The following is a 17,113-nucleotide window of genomic DNA, read 5'->3' on the forward strand; positions in this document are numbered from 1 at the left end:
GTGACACTCGGGTGACAACTCACTACATGAGGGGTCAACCCCCCTCGGATTCGGAGCCCGGACAGAATGCGTCCTTTCCTGAGCCATCCCTTCGACGATGACAAACTGAAGGAGGAGTGTGGCGTGTTCGGCGTGATCGGCGTGTCCGATGCGGCGAACTTCACGGCGCTCGGGCTGCATGCCCTGCAACATCGCGGTCAGGAGGCGGGCGGCATCGTCACCTACCATCCCGACCACGGGTTCAACTCGGCCCGCCGCTTCGGCTATGTGCGCGACAACTTCACCAATGCCGCGGTGATGGACACGCTGCCCGGCTCGCTCGCCATCGGCCATGTGCGCTACTCCACCGCCGGCTCGAAGGGTGCCACCGCGATCCGCGACGTGCAGCCCTTCTTCGGCGAGTTTGCCATGGGCGGCGCCGCCATCGCCCATAACGGCAACCTGACCAATGCCGCCGCCCTGCGGCGCGAGCTGATCGAGCGCGGCTCGATCTTCCAGTCCTCCTCGGACAGCGAATGCATCATCCACCTGATGGCGCGCTCGATCCAGAAGAACATCCCCGAGCGGATGAAGGACGCGCTGCGCCGCGTCGAGGGGGCCTTCTCGGTGGTCGCCATGACCCGCAGCAAGCTGATCGGCGTGCGCGACCCGCTGGGCGTGCGCCCGCTGGTGCTGGGCAAGGTCGGCGACGGCTGGGCCCTGTCGTCGGAAACCTGCGCGCTCGACATCATCGGCGCCGAGTTCGTGCGCGAGATCGAGCCCGGCGAGATGGTGGTGATCGACGAGAAGGGTCTGGAGAGCTTCCATCCCTTCGAGCGCAAGAAGGCGCGCTTCTGCATCTTTGAGCATGTCTATTTCTCGCGCCCCGACAGCATCCTCGGCGGCCGCTCCGTCTACGAGACGCGTCGGCAGATCGGCGTGGAGTTGGCGCGCGAGGCGCCGGTCGAGGCGGATCTCGTGTGCCCGGTGCCCGACAGCGGCACCCCGGCGGCGATCGGCTACAGCCAGGAAAGCGGCATCCCCTACGCCATGGGGATCATCCGCAACCAGTACATGGGCCGGACCTTCATCGAGCCGACCGAGAGCATCCGCAACATGGGCGTCCGGCTGAAGCTGAACGTCAACCGCGCGCTGATCAAGGGCAAGCGGGTCATCCTCGTCGACGACTCGGTGGTGCGCGGCACCACCAGCCGCAAGATCAAGGACATGATCCTCGAGGCCGGCGCCGCCGAGGTGCACTTCCGCATCGCCAGCCCGCCGACCGCCTGGCCCTGCTTCTACGGGGTGGACACGCCGGAACGCTCGAAACTGCTGGCCGCCAACATGTCGGAAGACGAGATGCGCGACTGGATCGGCGTCGACTCGCTGCGCTTCATCTCGCTCGACGGGCTCTACCGCGCCGCGGGCGAGGCGGAAGGCCGCAATGACAAGCAGCCGCAATATTGCGATGCCTGTTTCTCGGGCCAGTATCCGGTTGCTCCCTCCGACAAGATCGAACAGGGGTTCGAGATGAAGGCGGCGGAGTAACCGCCGCCTGCCGCGCCCGGCGCATCTGCATGAGAGTCATCCTATGAGTACCCTTCCCACCCCCCGCCTCGCTCTGGTCACCGGAGCCTCGCGCGGTCTTGGCATGGCCATGGCCGAAGAGCTGGCCGAGCAGGGCTGGCATGTCGTCGCCGTCGCCCGCACCGTCGGCGGGCTGGAGGAGCTGGACGACCGCATCAAGGCGCGGCGCCCGGGCTCGGAGCTGGCGACGCTGGCGCCGATGGACATCACCAACGACGATGCGATGCGCCACCTCTGCCGCTCGATCTTCGACCGCTGGGGCGCGCTGCATCTCTGGGTTCATGCCGCGGTCCATGCCGCCCCCTTGACGCCTGCGGGGCATCTCGACGCGAAGGACTGGGACAAGTCGGTGGCGATCAACCTGCGCGCCACCGGCATGCTGATCCCCATGGTGGAGCCGCTGCTGCGCGCCGGGCAAGGCACGGCGCTGTTCCTCGACGACCCGCGCGCCGGTCAGCCGTTCTTCGGCGCCTATGGCGCGACCAAGGCCGGGCAGATCGCGCTGGCGCGGAGCTGGCAGCAGGAGACCCGGAAGATCGGCCCGCGCGTGCTGATCGAGACGCCCTGCCCGCTGCCCACCGCCACCCGCGCCCGGTTCTTCCCCGGCGAGGACCGCAACGCCCTGGGCGATCTGCATGCCGAGGCAAGGCGGATCGTCGGGCTGGTCTGACGGAAAATCCTTGGAGCAAGGATTTTAGGGGGGCTTCCGCCCCCCTCGCCGCTGCGCGGCTCACCCCCCGAGGATATTTTCCGACAGAAAATGATCAGGTGAGCCGGGCCGGGAAGCCTTCGGCGCGCAGGTCGGTCTGCAGCGCATCTTCGAGGAGCTTGACGATCTGCGTGCTCTGCGCCTGACCGCCATAGGCCTCGCGCCCCTTGAGGAAGGTTTCCTCGGTCAGGGCGACGAGATCGAGCGGCACGCCGAACTCGCGACCGAACTCCATCGCGAAGCCGAGATCCTTCAGCGCCAGATCCATCGAGAAGGCGATGTCGTAGCTGCCGTTCAGGATCAGCTGGCCCTCGGTCTCGTGCACGAAGGAGCTGCCGGAGGAGGCGGCGATCGCCTGCCAGGCGGTCTTGAGATCGAGCCCACCGCGCTTGGCCAGCATCAAGGCCTCGCCATCGGCCACCAGATGCACGAAGGCCAGCATGTTGGTGATCACCTTGACCACCGCCGCCGAGCCGAGCGGGCCCATGTGGAAGATCTTGTCGCCGATGCTTTCGAGCGCCGGCAGATGCCGGTCGTAGAGATCGCTGTCGCCGCCGACCAGCACGGTGATCCGGCCCTTGGCGGCGAGATGCACCCCGCCGGTCACCGGCGCCTCCATCAGCCGCACGCCATGTTCGGCGGCCAGCGCCCCGAGCCGCAGGATGTCGTCGCGCCCGAGGGTGGAGCTTTCGATCCAGGTGGCGCCGGGTTTCAGCACCGGCAGCATCTGGCGCAGCACGGCTTCCGAGACGGCGGGCGAAGGCAGGCAGGTGAAGACGTGATCGACCTCCGCTGCCAGAGCCGCCGGGCTCTCGGCCCAGCTTGCGCCCATCGCAAGATGCCGCTCGGCCAGGCCCTTGTCGAGATCATGCACCGTCACGGCGAACCCGTCGCGCAGCAGGCTCATCGCCAGAGCGCCGCCGAGATTGCCCAGTCCGATATATCCGTAGCGCATCATGCCTCGCCATATCCAACGAGGGCCTTGACCTCGCAGAAATCCGCGATCCCCCAATCGGCATATTCCCGTCCGTTGCCGGATTGCTTGTAGCCGCCGAAGGGGGCGAAGGTGTCCCAGTCGGGGCCGTTCAGGCTGACCTGCCCGGCGCGCAGGCGGCGACCGACGGCGCGGGCCTCCTCCGGCGGGCCCTGCACATAGGCGGCGAGGCCGTAGACCGTGTCATTGGCCATCTCCACCGCCTCGTCCACCGTGTCGTAGGGCAGGATCGCCAGCACCGGGCCGAAGATCTCCTCCCGGGCGATGGTCATGGCGTTGGTCACGTCGCCGAAGACGGTGGGCCGCACGAACCAGCCGCGGTTCAGCCCCTGCGGCCGCCCGGTTCCGCCGGTGACGAGCGTCGCGCCCTCGTCGATGCCCTTCTGGATCAGGCCCTGGATCTTGTCGAACTGCGCCTTGGAGATTACCGGGCCGTTGGTCGTCGCCGGGTCCTTCGGATCGCCCGGGACGGTGGCCTCGGCAGCCTCCCTGGCGATGGCCAGCGCCTCCTCCTGCCGGTCGCGGGGCACGAACATCCGGGTCGGCGCGTCGCAGCTCTGGCCGGAGTTGCCGAAGCAGCCCTCGACGCCGCTTGTCACCGCCAGCTGCAGGTCGGCGCCGGGCAGGATGATGTTGGCTGACTTGCCGCCCAGCTCCTGCGCCACCCGCTTCACCGTCGGCGCGGCATTGGTGGCCACCTGTATGCCGGCGCGGGTCGAGCCGGTGAAGCTCACCATGTCGACCTCGGGATGCGAGGCGAGCCGCGCCCCCACCACCGGGCCGGTGCCGTTCACCAGGTTGAAGACGCCGGCGGGCACCCCGGCCTCGTGGCAGATCTCGGCGAAGAGCAGGCCCGAGAGCGGCGCGATCTCGGAGGGTTTCAGCACCATGGTGCAGCCCGCGACCAGCGCCGGGGCGACCTTGCAGGCGATCTGGTTCATCGGCCAGTTCCACGGCGTGATCAGCCCGCAGACGCCGATGCCCTCGTGGAGGATGCGGGTGCTGCCCCGGCTGTATTCCCAGCGGAAGTCCTTGGCCGCCTTGATGGTGCTCTCGATATGCACCTGCCCGGCCCAGGCTTGCGCGCCGCGGGCCCATTCGGTCGGCGCGCCCATCTCGAGGCTCATCGCCTCCGCAAACTCCTCGTAGCGGGCGTTGTAGGCAGTCAGCAGACGCTCGACCAGCGCGATGCGCTCCGCCACCGGCCAGAGGCTGTAGGCGGGGAAGGCGGCGCGGGCGGCCATGATCGCCCAGTCGGCATCGGCGATGGACCCCAGCGCGATCTCGGCGACGATCTCCTCTGTGGCCGGGTTCTCCACGCCCATCTTCGTGGCCGCGGACGACGGCGTCACCCATTCGCCGTTTATGTAGAACTCGGAAACATGCTGTGAGATCATCGTCCAGTCACCTGAAATGGATGTTGAAAGCGGCGCGGATCGCCGCGTCGATCTGAGCGTCCACCTGACACCCGGCCTTGTCAAGGATGGCATTCTTGCGGGCGATGGCGCGGTCGAGCAGCAGCGGGCGCCCGGCCTCCACCCATTCCTTCGGGCTCATCCGGTTGCCGACGGCGGGATAGATGTATTCGGTCTGCATCAGGCTCAGCGTCTGGGCATGGCCGAGGTAATGGCCCGGCCCGCCGAGGCAGACCTCCTTCATCGCCTCGATCCTGGTGCTGTCTTCGGTCACGTCGATGCCGCGCACCGTGCGCAGCACCTGCCCGAGGATGTCGTCGCCCAAAACCAGGCTCTCGAGGCAGAAGCCCAGAAGCGAGGCATGCATGCCCACAGCCTCGTAGACCATGTTGAGCCCGGAGAGCCCGGCCAGCGTGTTGGTGATCGCCTGTTCCCAGCCCGCCTGCATGTCGGGCAGCTTGCTGTCGGAGATCCCCGCCGCCGCCCCGCCCGGCAGGTTGTAGAAACGGTGCATCTGGGCGCAGCCCGCCGTCAAGAGCGCCTGCTCGGCCGAGCCGCCCGACATGGCGCCGGTACGCAGGTCGGACACGAAGGGCCAGGTGCCGAAGATCGCCGGATGGCCGGGGCTGATCGCGTTCACATACACCACGCCGGCGAGGCATTCCGCCATGGCCTGCACGATGGCCAGCGCGATCGGCGCCGGAGCGGTCGCCCCGGCCTGCCCGGCCGAGAGCAGCAGCATCGGCATGCCGGCACGGATGCAGGCCTCCATGGTGATGCAGCTTTCCTCGGCGAATTTCATCGGCGGCACGACGAAGCAGTTGGAGTTGCTGACGAAGGGCCGCGCGCGCCACTCCTGCTCGCCGCCCGCCACCATGTGCAAAAGGTCGAAGCAGCCCTGCACGTGGGCCGGGTCGGAGAAGGAGGTGCCGACATGCTTCTTCGTTCCCGCAAGACAGGCGTAGAGCGTGTTGATATCCATGTCGAAATTGTCGACCACGTCGCGGCAGACCATCGCGCGCTGGAAGAAATGCACATTGTCGAGGTTCTGCGTCAGCCGCGCCGCGTCATAGAGGTCCTGCGCGGTGGAGTCGCGATAGCTGTTGGTTACCGGATCGACGATATGCACCGCCGCCCCCGCAGTGCCGAAATGAACATTGCTTCCAGTAAGATGCAGATCGAACTTCGGATCACGCGCGAAGAGCGTGATGTCGCGCGCCGCCACCGCGAGCATGTCCTCGACCAGCGCGCGCGGAAAGCGGATGCGCCCGTCATCGCCGAGGATCGCCCCCGCGCCGGTCAGGATCTCCACCCCCGAGGCCGGCGCCTGGCTGAGGCCGATCACCTCCAGCGCCTCCAGCGCCGAGGCATGGATCTTCGCCATCCCCGCCTCGGTCAGGGGCCGGTACTGCCCGCCGGGCATCCCGGCGCGGACCGGGCGCAGGTTTTCGGCCAGCGGGGCCGAGCGGGTCGCCACCCGCGCCGCCCGGCCGCCGCCGCTCATCCGCCGCGCCCGCGGTGCGCAAATCTCCTCACCTTCGCCCATCATCTCCCCCATTTTCTGTCCTAAAATATCCCACGGGGGTCCGGGGGTGTGAAACCCCCGGGCGCGGCCCGATCACATGCGCACGCGTTCGGCCTTGGGATCATACATCGGCGCCAGCGACGCCTCCGCCCGGTGCCGACGCCCGGCGATCTCGATCTCATAGACCGAACCCAGGATCTCCGCCTCGCTCTGCCCCTCGCAGGGCACATAGCCGAGGCCGATCGCCCCGCCGAGGTGATGACCGTAGTTGCCCGAGGTCACGGTGCCGACGATCCGCCCGTCGCGCACCACGCCCTCGTTGTGGTAGATCATCGGCTCCGGATCAGTCAGGCGGAACTGCACCAGCCTGCGCGACAGCCCCGCCTCGCGCTTGCGCAGCACCGCCTCGCGGCCGAGGAAGTCGCCCTTGCCGGTCTTCACCGCAAAGCCCAGACCCGCCTCCAGCACGTGATCCTCGTCGGTGATGTCATGGCCGAAGTGGCGGAAACCCTTCTCGATCCGGCAGCTGTCCAGCGTGTGCAGCCCGCAGAGCGTGACCTCCTGCTCGATCAGCGTCTCGAAGACATGCGCCGCCTGATCTGTGGAGACATATATCTCCCAGCCGAGCTCGCCGACATAGGTCACGCGATGCGCGCGGGCGAGCCCCATGCCGATCTCGATTTCACGCGCCACGCCAAAGGGATGCGCCGCGTTGCTGAAGTCGTTCGGGCTCACGGCTTGCATCACCTCCCGCGCCCCGGGACCCATCAGGCAGAGCACGGCCTCGGCGGCGGTGACATCGGTCACGACCGCGAAGGCCTCGCCCAGATGCCGGCGCAGCCAGGCCAGATCGCGCTGCAGGGTGGCGCCGGGCACCACCAAGAGGAAGGCCGTCTCCGACAGCCGCGTCACCGTCAGGTCGCTCTCGATCCCGCCGCGGGCGTTCAGCATCTGGGTGTAGACGATTCGCCCCGCCGCCACATCGACGTCATTGGCGCAGAGCCGCTGCAGGAAAGCGCAGGCGTCGCGCCCCTCCACCCGGATCTTGCCGAAGGAGGTCATCTCGAAGAGCCCGACCTTGCCGCGCACCGCCGCGTGCTCGGCCTTCTGGTTCTCGAACCAGTTCTGCCGCCCCCAGGCATAGCGGTATTCCCGCTCCTGCCCCTCGCGGGCGAACCAGTTGGCCCGCTCCCAGCCCGCGACCTCGCCGAAGACCGCGCCGCGCGCCTGCAGATGCGCGTGGATCGGCGAGCGGCGGATGCCGCGCGAAGTCTCGACCTGCCGGTAGGGGAAATGGTCGGCGTAGAGCAGGCCCAGCGTCTCCGAGACCCGCTCCTTCAGGTAGCGGCGGTTCTTCTGGAACGGCTGCGCGCGGCGGATATCCACCTCCCAGAGGTCGAAGGGCGGCTCGCCCTCGGTGATCCAGGCGGCCAGCGCCATGCCCGCGCCGCCGGAGGAGGCGATGCCGATGGAGTTGTAGCCCGCCGCCACCCAGTAGCCGCCCAGCTCCGGCGCCTCGCCAAGGTAGTAGCGGTCGTCGGGTGTGAAGCTCTCCGGCCCGTTGAAGAAGGTATGCACCCCCGCCGTCTGGAACAGCGGCATGCGCTGCATCGCGGCCTCGAGGATCGGCTGGAAATGGTCGAAATCCTCGGGCAGCGAGTCGAAGCAGAAGTCCTCCGGGATGCCGCCCATCCCCCAGGGCTTGGCCTTGGGTTCGAAGGCGCCGAGCATCATCTTGCCCGCGTCGGACTTGTAATAGGCGCATTCGTCCGGCACGCGAAGAACCGGCAAATGTCCAAGCCCGTCAATCGGTTCGGTGACGAGATAGAAGTGCTCCGCCGCATGCAGCGGCAGCGTCACGCCCGAGGCCGCAGCCAGATCGCGCCCCCACATGCCGCCGCAGTTGATCACCACATCGGCGGCGATATGGCCGCGCTCGCCGCCGCTCTCCCAGTCCACCCCGGTGACCCGGCCCGCGCCTTGGGTCACCGCCAGCACCTTCACCCCCTCGACGATCCGCGCGCCGCGCATCCGCGCGCCCTTGGCCAACGCCATGGCGATATTGGCCGGGTCGCATTGCCCGTCGAGCGGCAGATGCACCGCCCCCACCACATCGCCGACCTCCAGATGCGGATACATCGCCTTGACCTCGGCGGGCGAGATCTCCTGCACCGCCACGTCGAGCGCGCGCGCCAGCGTCGCCTGCCGCAGCAGCTCCTCATGCCGCGCCGCCGTCAGCGCGACCGAGATGCTGCCCACCTGCCGCATCCCCGTGGCCACCCCGGTCTCGGCCTCGAGCCGGACGTAGAGATCGGCGGAGTATTTCGCCAGCCGCGTCATGTTCTGCGAGCCGCGCAGCTGGCCAATCAGTCCCGCCGCATGCCATGTCGTGCCCGAGGTCAGCTGCTTGCGCTCCAGGAGCACCACGTCGGTCCACCCGGCCTTGGCCAGATGATAGGCGACCGAGCAGCCGGAAATCCCGCCGCCTGTGATGACGGCCCGCGCCTGCTTCGGAATCTCAGCCATGTCTTGTCCCTTCGCCCCGCCCCGCCGTCATGCCCGGACCCTCGCGTTCTGCGGGTCCCACACCGCCTGATCCGGCTGCACCACCGCCGGGAAGCGCTCGCCGAAGATCTCGACCTCCAGCGCGGTCCCGGGCTCGGCCAGATCGGCCCGCACCATGCCCAGCGCCACGCAGGCCCCGCCGCGGTGCCCCCAGTAGCCCGAGGTCGTCTCGCCCACCACGGCGCCGCCGTGCCAGAGGGTCGACATATAGGGCGGGTCGGCCTCGCCCGCGGCGACGATCAGGCTGACGAAGCGCCGCTTCGGCGCGGCCTGCTTCTCGGCCAGCAGCGCCGCGCGGCCACGGAAGGCGGGCTTGGTGAAATCGACGAACCGCTCCAGCCCGCCCTGCAGCACGGTGTAATCCGTGGACAGATCGCCCTTCCACGCCCGGTAGCCCTTCTCGATCCGCAGCGAGTTCAGCGCGAACATGCCGAAGGGCTGCAGCCCATGCCCGGCGCCCGCCGCCAGCACCGCCTCGACCACCTCGGGCGTATCCTCGAGACGGCTGTGGATCTCCCAGCCGAGTTCGCCGGCAAAGGAGACGCGCAGCAGCAGCACCGGCAGCCCCGCGATCTCCGCTTCCTGCCAGCTGAGCCAGGGCCGCGCCAGATCGGCCCCCGTCACGCCGGCAAGGATCGCCCGCGAGGCAGGCCCGGTGAGGATCTGGCAGGACCAGTCATCCGTCTCGTCCTCCAGCCGCAGTTCTTCGGGCAGCGCCCCCAGCAGCCATTCCCGGTCATGCGCCTGCGCCGTGGCGGCGGTGATCAGCAGCACCTCGTCATCAGCCATCCGCGCCATCGACATCTCGGTGACGATCCGCCCCGCCTCGTCGGCGAAATACCCGAGGCCGAGCCGCCCGACCTTTGGCACCTTGCCGGTGATCTGCAGCGCCAGCCAGTCGGACACCCCCGGCCCCGTCACCCGGAAACGCGAGAAGCCCGGCAGATCGAGCAGCCCCGCCGCGTCGCGCACCGCCTCGCATTCCGCCTTCACCGCGCCGAACCACGGCCCCTCGCGGTCCCATGTCTGGGTCCCCGCCTCCGAGGTGTCGTCGCCCGGCCGCGTATACCACAGCGCCCGCTCCCAGCCGTTGTAGGCGCCGAACTGCGCGCCAAGGTCCGCCATGCGGTCATGCACCGGCGAGAGCTTCTTGCCCCGCCCCTCGGGCCAGCTGTGATGCGGGAAGTGGATGGCGTATTCGTGGCCATAGACCTCCATCCCCTTGGCGATGCAGTAGTCCCGATCCTCGAAGCCGGTGAAGCGGCGTGGGTCGCAGGACCACATGTCCCATTCGGTCCGCCCCTCCGTCACCCATTCGGCCAGAACCTTCCCGGCGCCCCCCGCCTGACAGATGCCGAAGGTGAAGACGCAGGCCTCATAGGCATCGGGCACGCCCGGCATCGGCCCGATCAGCGGATTGCCATCGGGCGTGTAGGGGATCGGCCCGTTGATGACCTTGGTCAGATTGGCCTTCTCCAGCAGCGGCACCCGCGCCATGGCGTCGGCGATATGCCACTCCAGCCGGTCGAGATCGTCGGGAAAGAGCTGGAAGCTGAAATCCTCCGGGAAGGGATCGTCCGGCGTGATCCAATGCGCCCGGCAGTTCCGCTCATAGGGCCCGAGGTTGAAGCCCTGCTTCTCCTGCCGCAGGTAGTAGCTGGAATCGACGTCGCGCAGCAACGGCAGCTTGTGCCCCGCCTCCGCCGACCACGCGGCGAGCTCGGGGATCGCGTCGAACAGCATGTATTGATGGCTCATCACCATCATCGGGATGTCCCGCCCGAACCACTTGCCGACCTCGCGGGCATAGTATCCGGCGGCATTCACCACCTTCTCGCAGCGGATCTCGCCCTTCGGCGTCTCCACCACCCATTCGCCGGCCTCGCGCCGCACCCCCGTCGCCGGGCAGAAGCGTTCGATCCGCGCGCCCAGACTCCGCGCCCCCTTGGCCAGCGCCTGCGTCAGCTGCGCCGGGTCGATGTCGCCGTCATAGGGGTCATAGAGCGCTCCGCTCAGCCCCGTCGTCTCGAGGAAGGGATAGACGCTGCGGATCTCCTCCGGCCCCAGAACCTCCAGATCCATGCCCTGATAGCGCCCCATGCCGCGGACCCGCCGGAACTCCTGCAGCCGCTCCCGGCTGTGCCCCAGCCGCACGGAGCCGGTGACATGGTAGTTCATCGGGTAATCCACCGCCTGCCCGAGCCCGCGGTAGAGCTCGGCCGAATAGCGCTGCATGTTCATGATCGACCAGCTGGAGGAGAAGGTCGGCACGTTGCCCGCCGCATGCCAGGTCGATCCGGCGGTCAGCTCGTTCTTCTCCAGAAGCACCGCATCGGTCCATCCGGCCAGCGCCAGATGGTAGAGCGCCGAGGCCCCCACCGCCCCGCCGCCGATGATGACCACACGCGCGCTCGTCGGAAAATCAGCCATGTCCACCCCCTCTGTCGCCGCCCACTATCGGGCGCGCCGAGACGGCTTTCAATTCGGCCGCGAGCCCCCTATTGATCGGATAACCCGATCAGGAGCAGCCATGCAGATCGAGCTTCTGGAGACCTTCCTCGACCTCGTCGAGACGCGCAGCTTCAACCGCAGCGCCGAGCGGCTCGGCGTCACCCAATCCACCGTCTCGGCCCGGATCGCGGCGCTGGAAACCGCGCTCGGCGCCCGGCTCTTCGACCGCTCCCGGGCCGGGACCGAGCCGACGATGGAGGGCCGCCGCTTCGAGCCCCATGCCCGCAGCCTGCGCCACGAATGGAACGAGGCCCGCCGCCGCATCCGCGTGCCCGGAGAGGCGGCGCATCTGGTGCGGCTCGGCATCCAGAACGACCTCGCCGCCCAGCATATCGGCGAATGGGTCGCCGACTTCCGCCGCGCCATCCCCGACGCCGCCTTCTACATCGAGCCGGACTATTCCACCCAGATGTGCGCCGACCTGCTGACGGGCCTGCAGGATTTCGCGGTGATGTTCGCGCCGAAGCCGCATCCCGACCTGCATTTCACCAATGTGGGCGAGCTGCCCTATGTGATGGTCTCCTCCCACACCGACCGCCGCGCCGAGGTGGCGCCCGACAGCTTCGTCTTCGCGCATTTCTCCAATGCCTTCGAGGCGATGCACCGCGAGCTCCTGCCCGAGCTCGCCGGCGCCCCGGTCTCGGTCGGGCAGAGCGCCACGGTGGCGGCGCTCCTCAACGCCATGGGCGGCGCGGGCTATGTGCTGGAGAAGACCGCGCAGCAGATGATCGCCACGGGGCGCTTCCGCCTCGTGGTCGATGCCCCGGTGCTGCGCCAGCCGGTCTATGCCGCGATGCACCTGCGCCACCGCATCAGCCCGATGCACCGCCGCCTGCTGCGCATCGTCCAGCGCCACTTCGGTGCCCGCTGACCCTTCGGGTTTTTCTTGGGCCACTCATGCCTGCCCCCCCTGCGCCCCGCCGCCGCTCTGTCCGCGGCAGCGCCGCTCGCGGGGGCTCGATGCCCCCAAGCGCGGCTCCCCCGGCCGGCCGGCTCAGACCACGGTGCGCAGCCGATAGCCCGGCGCATAGGCGAGCCGCACCGTGGTCACCGGCAGATCCCGCTCCCAGGTGCTGCGCTCGACGATGAAGAGCGCGGCCCCCTCCGCCAGCCCCAGCACCTCTGCCTCCTCCGCGCTGGCCGAGGCGGCGGAGAAGGCGATGTCGCCGGTGGTATAGGGCACATGGCCCACCAGCCATTCGTTGGCGCTGATCGTGGCGAAATCCGGGGCCGGGTCGGGCAGCACGGCGGGGTTCAGCCAGCGGTCCTCCAGCAGGAAGGGCCGCCCGTCGGCCAGATGCAGCGTCTTCAGCTGCAGCAGCGCCAGCCCCGGCGCCAGCCCCAGCCGCGAGGTAACCGGCGCCGGAGCCTCGCGCAGCCGCTGCTCCAGCAGGTGAAAGCCATAGGCCTGCCCCCGCCCCTCGACCTCGAGCCGGGTCACCGGGATGTCGAGCGTGGCGCGGCGCGGCGGCGAGAGCGCCACCCGGGTTCCCGCCTTGCGCCGCCGCTCCAGCACGCCCGTCTCGGCCAGCTCGCGCAGCGCCCGGTTCACCGTGGCCCGGGCACAGCCGAACTCCTGCGCCAGCGCCTCCTCGGTCGGGATCAGCGCCCCCGGCGCCCAGTCGCGGGCGTGGATGCGGCGCAGCACCTCGGCGCGGATCTCCTCCCAGCCCTGCGGCGTCACAGGAGCCCCCGCAGCCGGGCCATCACCCTACGGTAGCGCGCCTCGATCGCGTCGCGGCCTACATGCCGCCCCCCGCTCACCACGGGCCGCCCCGCCGACCAGACCTCCGACACCATCCGATCATCGCCCGCGAAGATCCAGGCGTCGAGCAGCGCATCGCCCTGCCGCCCCTCCAGATCGACGGCCCGCGTGTCCAGCGCCAGAAGATCGGCCCAGTCGCCGACGCGGATCGCCCCGCTCTGCCGCCCCGCCGCCTGCGCGCCCCCGGCCAGCACGCTCTCGTAGAGCATCCGCCCAGTGGAGCGCTCCGGCTCCGCCAGCATCGCCCGGCCCCGGTCGCGCAGGCGCTGGGAATATTCCAGCAGCCGCAGTTCCTCGGCCAGAGCGATGCGCACGTTGCTGTCCGAGCCCACGCCGAAGCGCCCGCCGGCCGCAAGCCAGCGCACCCCGTCGAAGATGCCGTCGCCCAGATTGGCCTCGGTGATCGGGCAGAGCCCGGCCACCGCGCCGCTCCGCGCCAGAGCCTCGGTTTCAGTGGGCAGCATCTGGGTGCAATGGATCAGGCACCAGCGCGCATCGACCGCGTGGTTGGCCAGGAGCCACTCCACCGGACGCGCACCGTAGACGTCTGAGACTTCCTCGACCTCCGCCACCTGCTCGGCCAGATGCATGTGCAGCGGCCCGGGCAGCGCCGTCACCGCCGCCAGCCCCTCGCGGCTCACCGCGCGCAAAGAATGCGGCGCCGTGCCCAGCACCCCGTCGGCCGCCAGCCCGCGCCCCGCCGCCGCGCGCAGCGCCATGAACCACCCGACGTCAGTGCCGAAGCGCGCCTGCCCCGGGCTCAGCGCCCGCCCGTCGCAGCCGCCCTGCTGATAGAGCACCGGCAGCAGCGTCAGCCCGCAGCCGGTCTCCGCCGCCGCTGCCACGATCCGCCCCGCCATCTCGGCCGGATCGGCATAGGGCGCGCCGCCCGGCTGGTGATGCAGGTAGTGGAACTCGGCCACCGCGGCATAGCCCGCCTCCAGCATCTCCATCTGCACGAAGGCGGCGATGGCGCCGACATCCTCGGGCGTCAGCGCGTCGAGAAAGCGGAACATCAGCTGCCGCCATGTCCAGAAGCTGTCCTGCGCCGGGCCGCGCCGCTCGGTCATCCCGGCCATGGCGCGCTGGAAGGCATGGGAGTGCAGGTTCACCGGCGCGGGCAGCAGGCAGCCGAGCCCCTGTCCCGGCACGCCGGTCTCCAGCGCGGCGATCCGGCCGTCCCGCAGGGTCAGCCGAACATCCCTTGCCCAGCCCTCGGGCAGCAGCGCCGTTTCGGCCCAGATCGTCGCGTCCTGCATGGCAAGCCTCTTGACAGGGTTTATTATGTGCAGACAAATTAAATCAATGCGCAGACAAAAGGCAAGCGGCATGATGATTCTGGCCAACGCGACCGTGGCGACGATGCAGGGCGGCTACGGGCTGATCCCAGAGGGCTGCGTGGTGACCGAGGGCGAGACGATCCGCTGGGTCGGGCGCATGGCCGATCTGCCGGCGGAATTCGACGGCCCGCGACAGGATCTCGAAGGGCGGCTGGTCACGCCCGCGCTGATCGATTGCCACACCCATGCGGTCTTCGGCGGCAACCGCGCCGCCGAGTTCGAGATGCGGTTGAAGGGCGCGAGCTATGTCGAGGTGGCCCGCGCGGGCGGCGGCATCGTCTCCACCGTCAGCGCCACCCGCGCCGCCTCGGAGGCGGAGCTTCTGGCGCAGGCCCTGCCGCGCATCGACGCCATGCTGGCCGAAGGTGTCGCCAGCATCGAGATCAAGTCGGGCTACGGGCTCGACATCGAGACCGAGCTGAAGATGCTGCGCGTCGCCCGCCGCATCGGGCAGGAGCGCAAGGTCCGCATCCTCACCTCCTTCCTCGGCGCCCATGCCGTGCCTGCCGACTACAAGGACCGGGCCGACGCCTATATCGCCGAGGTCGCCCTGCCCGCCCTGCGCGCCGCCCATGCCGAGGGGCTGGTCGATGCGGTCGATGGCTTCTGCGAGGGCATCGCCTTCGCGCCCTCGCAGATCGCCGAGGTCTTCGCCGAGGCGCATCGGCTGGGCCTGCCGGTGAAGCTGCATGCCGAGCAGCTCTCCAACCTCGGCGGCGCGGCGCTGGCGGCGCGGCATGGCGCGCTGTCGGCGGATCATCTGGAATACCTCGACGATCTGGGTGTCGAGGCGATGGCGGCCGCGGGCACTGTCGCCGTCATCCTGCCCGGGGCGTATTTCACGCTGCGCGATCCGCAGGCCCCGCCGATCGCCGCCCTGCGCGCCCATGGCGTGCCGATGGCGGTGGCGACCGACTGCAACCCCGGCTCCTCGCCGATGACCTCGCTCTGCCTCGCGATGAACATGGCCTGCACCCTGTTCCGCCTGACCCCGGAAGAGGCGCTGCTGGGCACCACCGCCCATGCCGCCCGCGCCCTCGGCCTCGGCGACGCCGGAACCATCGTCCCCGGCCTGCGCGCCGACCTTGCCGTCTGGGAGGCGCGGCACCCGGCCGAACTCAGCTACCGCATCGGCGCGACGCCGCTCCATGCCCGGATCTTCGGAGGCTCGCTTGTCTGAAACCCTCATCCCCGGCGCGACCACCCTCGCCCAGTTGGAACGGCTCTACCGCGACGGCAGCGCCGCCCGGCTCTCGCCCGAGGCGCGCCCCGCGGTCGAGGCCGCCGCCGCCCGCATCGCCGAGGCCGCGGCAGGCGAGGAGGCTGTCTATGGCGTGAACACCGGCTTCGGCAAGCTCGCCAGCCTGAAGATCGCCGCCAGGGACACCGCCACCCTGCAGCGCAACCTGATCCTGTCGCACTGCTGCGGCGTGGGTGACCCGATGCCCCGCCCCGTCGCCCGCCTGATGCTGGCGCTGAAACTCCTCTCGCTCGGCCGCGGCGCCTCCGGCGTGCGCTGGGAAATCGTGGTGCTGCTCGAAGGCATGCTGGCCGAGGGCGTGACCCCGGTGATCCCGGCGCAGGGGTCAGTCGGCGCCTCGGGCGACCTCGCCCCGCTCGCCCATATGGCTGCGGTGATGATCGGCGCGGGCGAGGCGGAGATCGGCGGCGCGGTGCTGCCGGGCGCCGAGGCGCTGGCCCGCGCCGGACTCGTCCCGGTGACGCTCGGTCCCAAGGAGGGGCTGGCGCTGATCAACGGCACCCAGTTCTCCACCGCCTATGCGCTGGCCGGGCTCTTCGACGGCTGGCGCGCGGCGCAGGCGGCGCTCGTCACCTCGGCGCTCTCCACCGACGCGATCATGGGCTCCACCGCCCCGCTCGAGCCCGAGATCCACAGCCTGCGCGGCCATCTCGGCCAGATCGAGGCCGCCGCCGCCCTGCGCGCCCTGCTCGACGGCTCCGCGATCCGCGAGAGCCACCGCGAAGGCGACACGCGGGTGCAGGACCCCTATTGCATCCGCTGCCAGCCGCAGGTGACCGGCGCCGCGATGGACGTGCTGCGCATGGCCGCCCGCACGCTGGAGGTCGAGGCCAATGCCGCCACCGACAATCCGCTGGTGCTGCAGAACGGCCGCATCGTCTCGGGCGGCAACTTCCATGCCGAGCCAGTCGGCTTCGCTGCCGACATGATGGCGCTGGCGCTTTCGGAGATCGGCGCCATCGCCCAGCGCCGGGTGGCGCTGATGGTCGACCCGACGCTCAGCTTCGACCTGCCGCCCTTCCTCACACCGAATCCCGGCCTGAACTCCGGCCTGATGATCGCCGAGGTGACGACCGCCGCGCTGATGAGCGAGAACAAGCATCTGGCGACGCCCACCGTCACCGACAGCACCCCCACCTCGGCCAATCAGGAGGACCATGTCAGCATGGCCGCCCATGGCGCGCGGCGGCTCGGGCGGATGGTCGAGAACCTGAACGTCATCCTCGGCGTCGAGGCGATCTGCGCCGCGCAGGGCATCGACTTCCGCGCCCCGCTCGCCACCTCGCTGCCACTGCAGGGCGCCGTCGCCCGGCTGCGGCAGGAGGTGGCGACACTGGGCGACGACCGCTACCTCGCCCCCGACCTCAAGGCCGCCGCCGCGCTCATCGCCTCGGGAGCGCTGACCGCGGCCACCGGCCTCGACCTGCCCGCCCTCAACCTGCCTGCGCACGTCTGACACCGC

At 69.7% G+C, this 17,113-nt stretch carries 12 protein-coding genes; 5 read left to right on the forward strand and 7 right to left on the reverse strand.

Annotation, left to right across the window (positions count from 1 at the left end):
* The first annotated feature begins 66 nt into the window (after positions 1-66).
* Both purF and AC3A5Z_RS11880 read left to right on the forward strand, forming a co-directional pair.
* Entirely contained in the window at positions 67-1,527 is a 1,461-nt protein-coding gene (purF, locus tag AC3A5Z_RS11875; RefSeq protein WP_487519539.1) for an amidophosphoribosyltransferase, read from the forward strand.
* A 43-nt stretch (positions 1,528-1,570) separates the two neighbouring features.
* Positions 1,571-2,236: an SDR family NAD(P)-dependent oxidoreductase gene (locus AC3A5Z_RS11880; protein WP_487519540.1), complete on the forward strand. Its 666-nt coding sequence runs from the start codon at positions 1,571-1,573 to the stop codon at positions 2,234-2,236.
* Between the two features lie 94 nt (positions 2,237-2,330).
* Here AC3A5Z_RS11880 and AC3A5Z_RS11885 read toward each other — a convergent pair whose 3' ends face one another.
* From AC3A5Z_RS11885 to AC3A5Z_RS11905, 5 genes are all read right to left on the reverse strand, one after another.
* Positions 2,331-3,233, reverse strand: coding sequence for an NAD(P)-dependent oxidoreductase (locus AC3A5Z_RS11885; protein ID WP_487519541.1), 903 nt, complete (start codon positions 3,231-3,233; stop codon positions 2,331-2,333).
* Positions 3,230-4,666 (reverse strand): aldehyde dehydrogenase family protein, encoded by a 1,437-nt coding sequence (locus AC3A5Z_RS11890; protein ID WP_487519542.1) that lies wholly within the window; start codon positions 4,664-4,666, stop codon positions 3,230-3,232. Before AC3A5Z_RS11890 ends, AC3A5Z_RS11885 begins: the two co-directional genes overlap by 4 nt.
* A gap of 7 nt (positions 4,667-4,673) precedes the next feature.
* Positions 4,674-6,233: a trimethylamine methyltransferase family protein gene (locus AC3A5Z_RS11895; RefSeq protein ID WP_487519610.1), complete on the reverse strand. Its 1,560-nt coding sequence runs from the start codon at positions 6,231-6,233 to the stop codon at positions 4,674-4,676.
* Between the two features lie 69 nt (positions 6,234-6,302).
* Complete coding sequence (locus AC3A5Z_RS11900) at positions 6,303-8,735, reverse strand: GcvT family protein (protein ID WP_487519543.1); 2,433 nt, start codon at positions 8,733-8,735, stop codon at positions 6,303-6,305.
* A 27-nt stretch (positions 8,736-8,762) separates the two neighbouring features.
* On the reverse strand, positions 8,763-11,204 hold the full coding sequence (locus AC3A5Z_RS11905; RefSeq protein WP_487519544.1) for a GcvT family protein: 2,442 nt from the start codon (positions 11,202-11,204) through the stop codon (positions 8,763-8,765).
* Between the two features lie 100 nt (positions 11,205-11,304).
* Between AC3A5Z_RS11905 and AC3A5Z_RS11910 the strand changes: the two genes are divergently transcribed.
* On the forward strand, positions 11,305-12,156 hold the full coding sequence (locus AC3A5Z_RS11910) for a LysR family transcriptional regulator (protein ID WP_444666527.1): 852 nt from the start codon (positions 11,305-11,307) through the stop codon (positions 12,154-12,156).
* A 123-nt stretch (positions 12,157-12,279) separates the two neighbouring features.
* Here AC3A5Z_RS11910 and hutC read toward each other — a convergent pair whose 3' ends face one another.
* Both hutC and AC3A5Z_RS11920 read right to left on the reverse strand, forming a co-directional pair.
* Positions 12,280-12,969 carry a histidine utilization transcriptional repressor HutC gene (gene hutC, locus AC3A5Z_RS11915; protein ID WP_487519545.1) on the reverse strand — a complete coding sequence of 230 codons (690 nt, stop codon included), beginning with the start codon at positions 12,967-12,969 and terminating at the stop codon, positions 12,280-12,282.
* Entirely contained in the window at positions 12,966-14,309 is a 1,344-nt protein-coding gene (locus AC3A5Z_RS11920) for a formimidoylglutamate deiminase (protein WP_487519546.1), read from the reverse strand. Before AC3A5Z_RS11920 ends, hutC begins: the two co-directional genes overlap by 4 nt.
* A 70-nt stretch (positions 14,310-14,379) precedes the next feature.
* On the opposite strand from AC3A5Z_RS11920, the gene hutI reads away from it, so the two are divergent.
* Positions 14,380-15,570: an imidazolonepropionase gene (gene hutI / locus AC3A5Z_RS11925; protein WP_487519547.1), complete on the forward strand. Its 1,191-nt coding sequence runs from the start codon at positions 14,380-14,382 to the stop codon at positions 15,568-15,570.
* A complete protein-coding gene (hutH, locus tag AC3A5Z_RS11930) occupies positions 15,563-17,107 on the forward strand; it encodes a histidine ammonia-lyase (RefSeq protein ID WP_487519548.1) in 1,545 nt (514 codons plus the stop codon). Before hutI ends, hutH begins: the two co-directional genes overlap by 8 nt.
* The last annotated feature ends 6 nt before the right edge of the window (positions 17,108-17,113 follow it).

The organism is Cereibacter sp. Soil_C_27 (assembly GCF_057657095.1).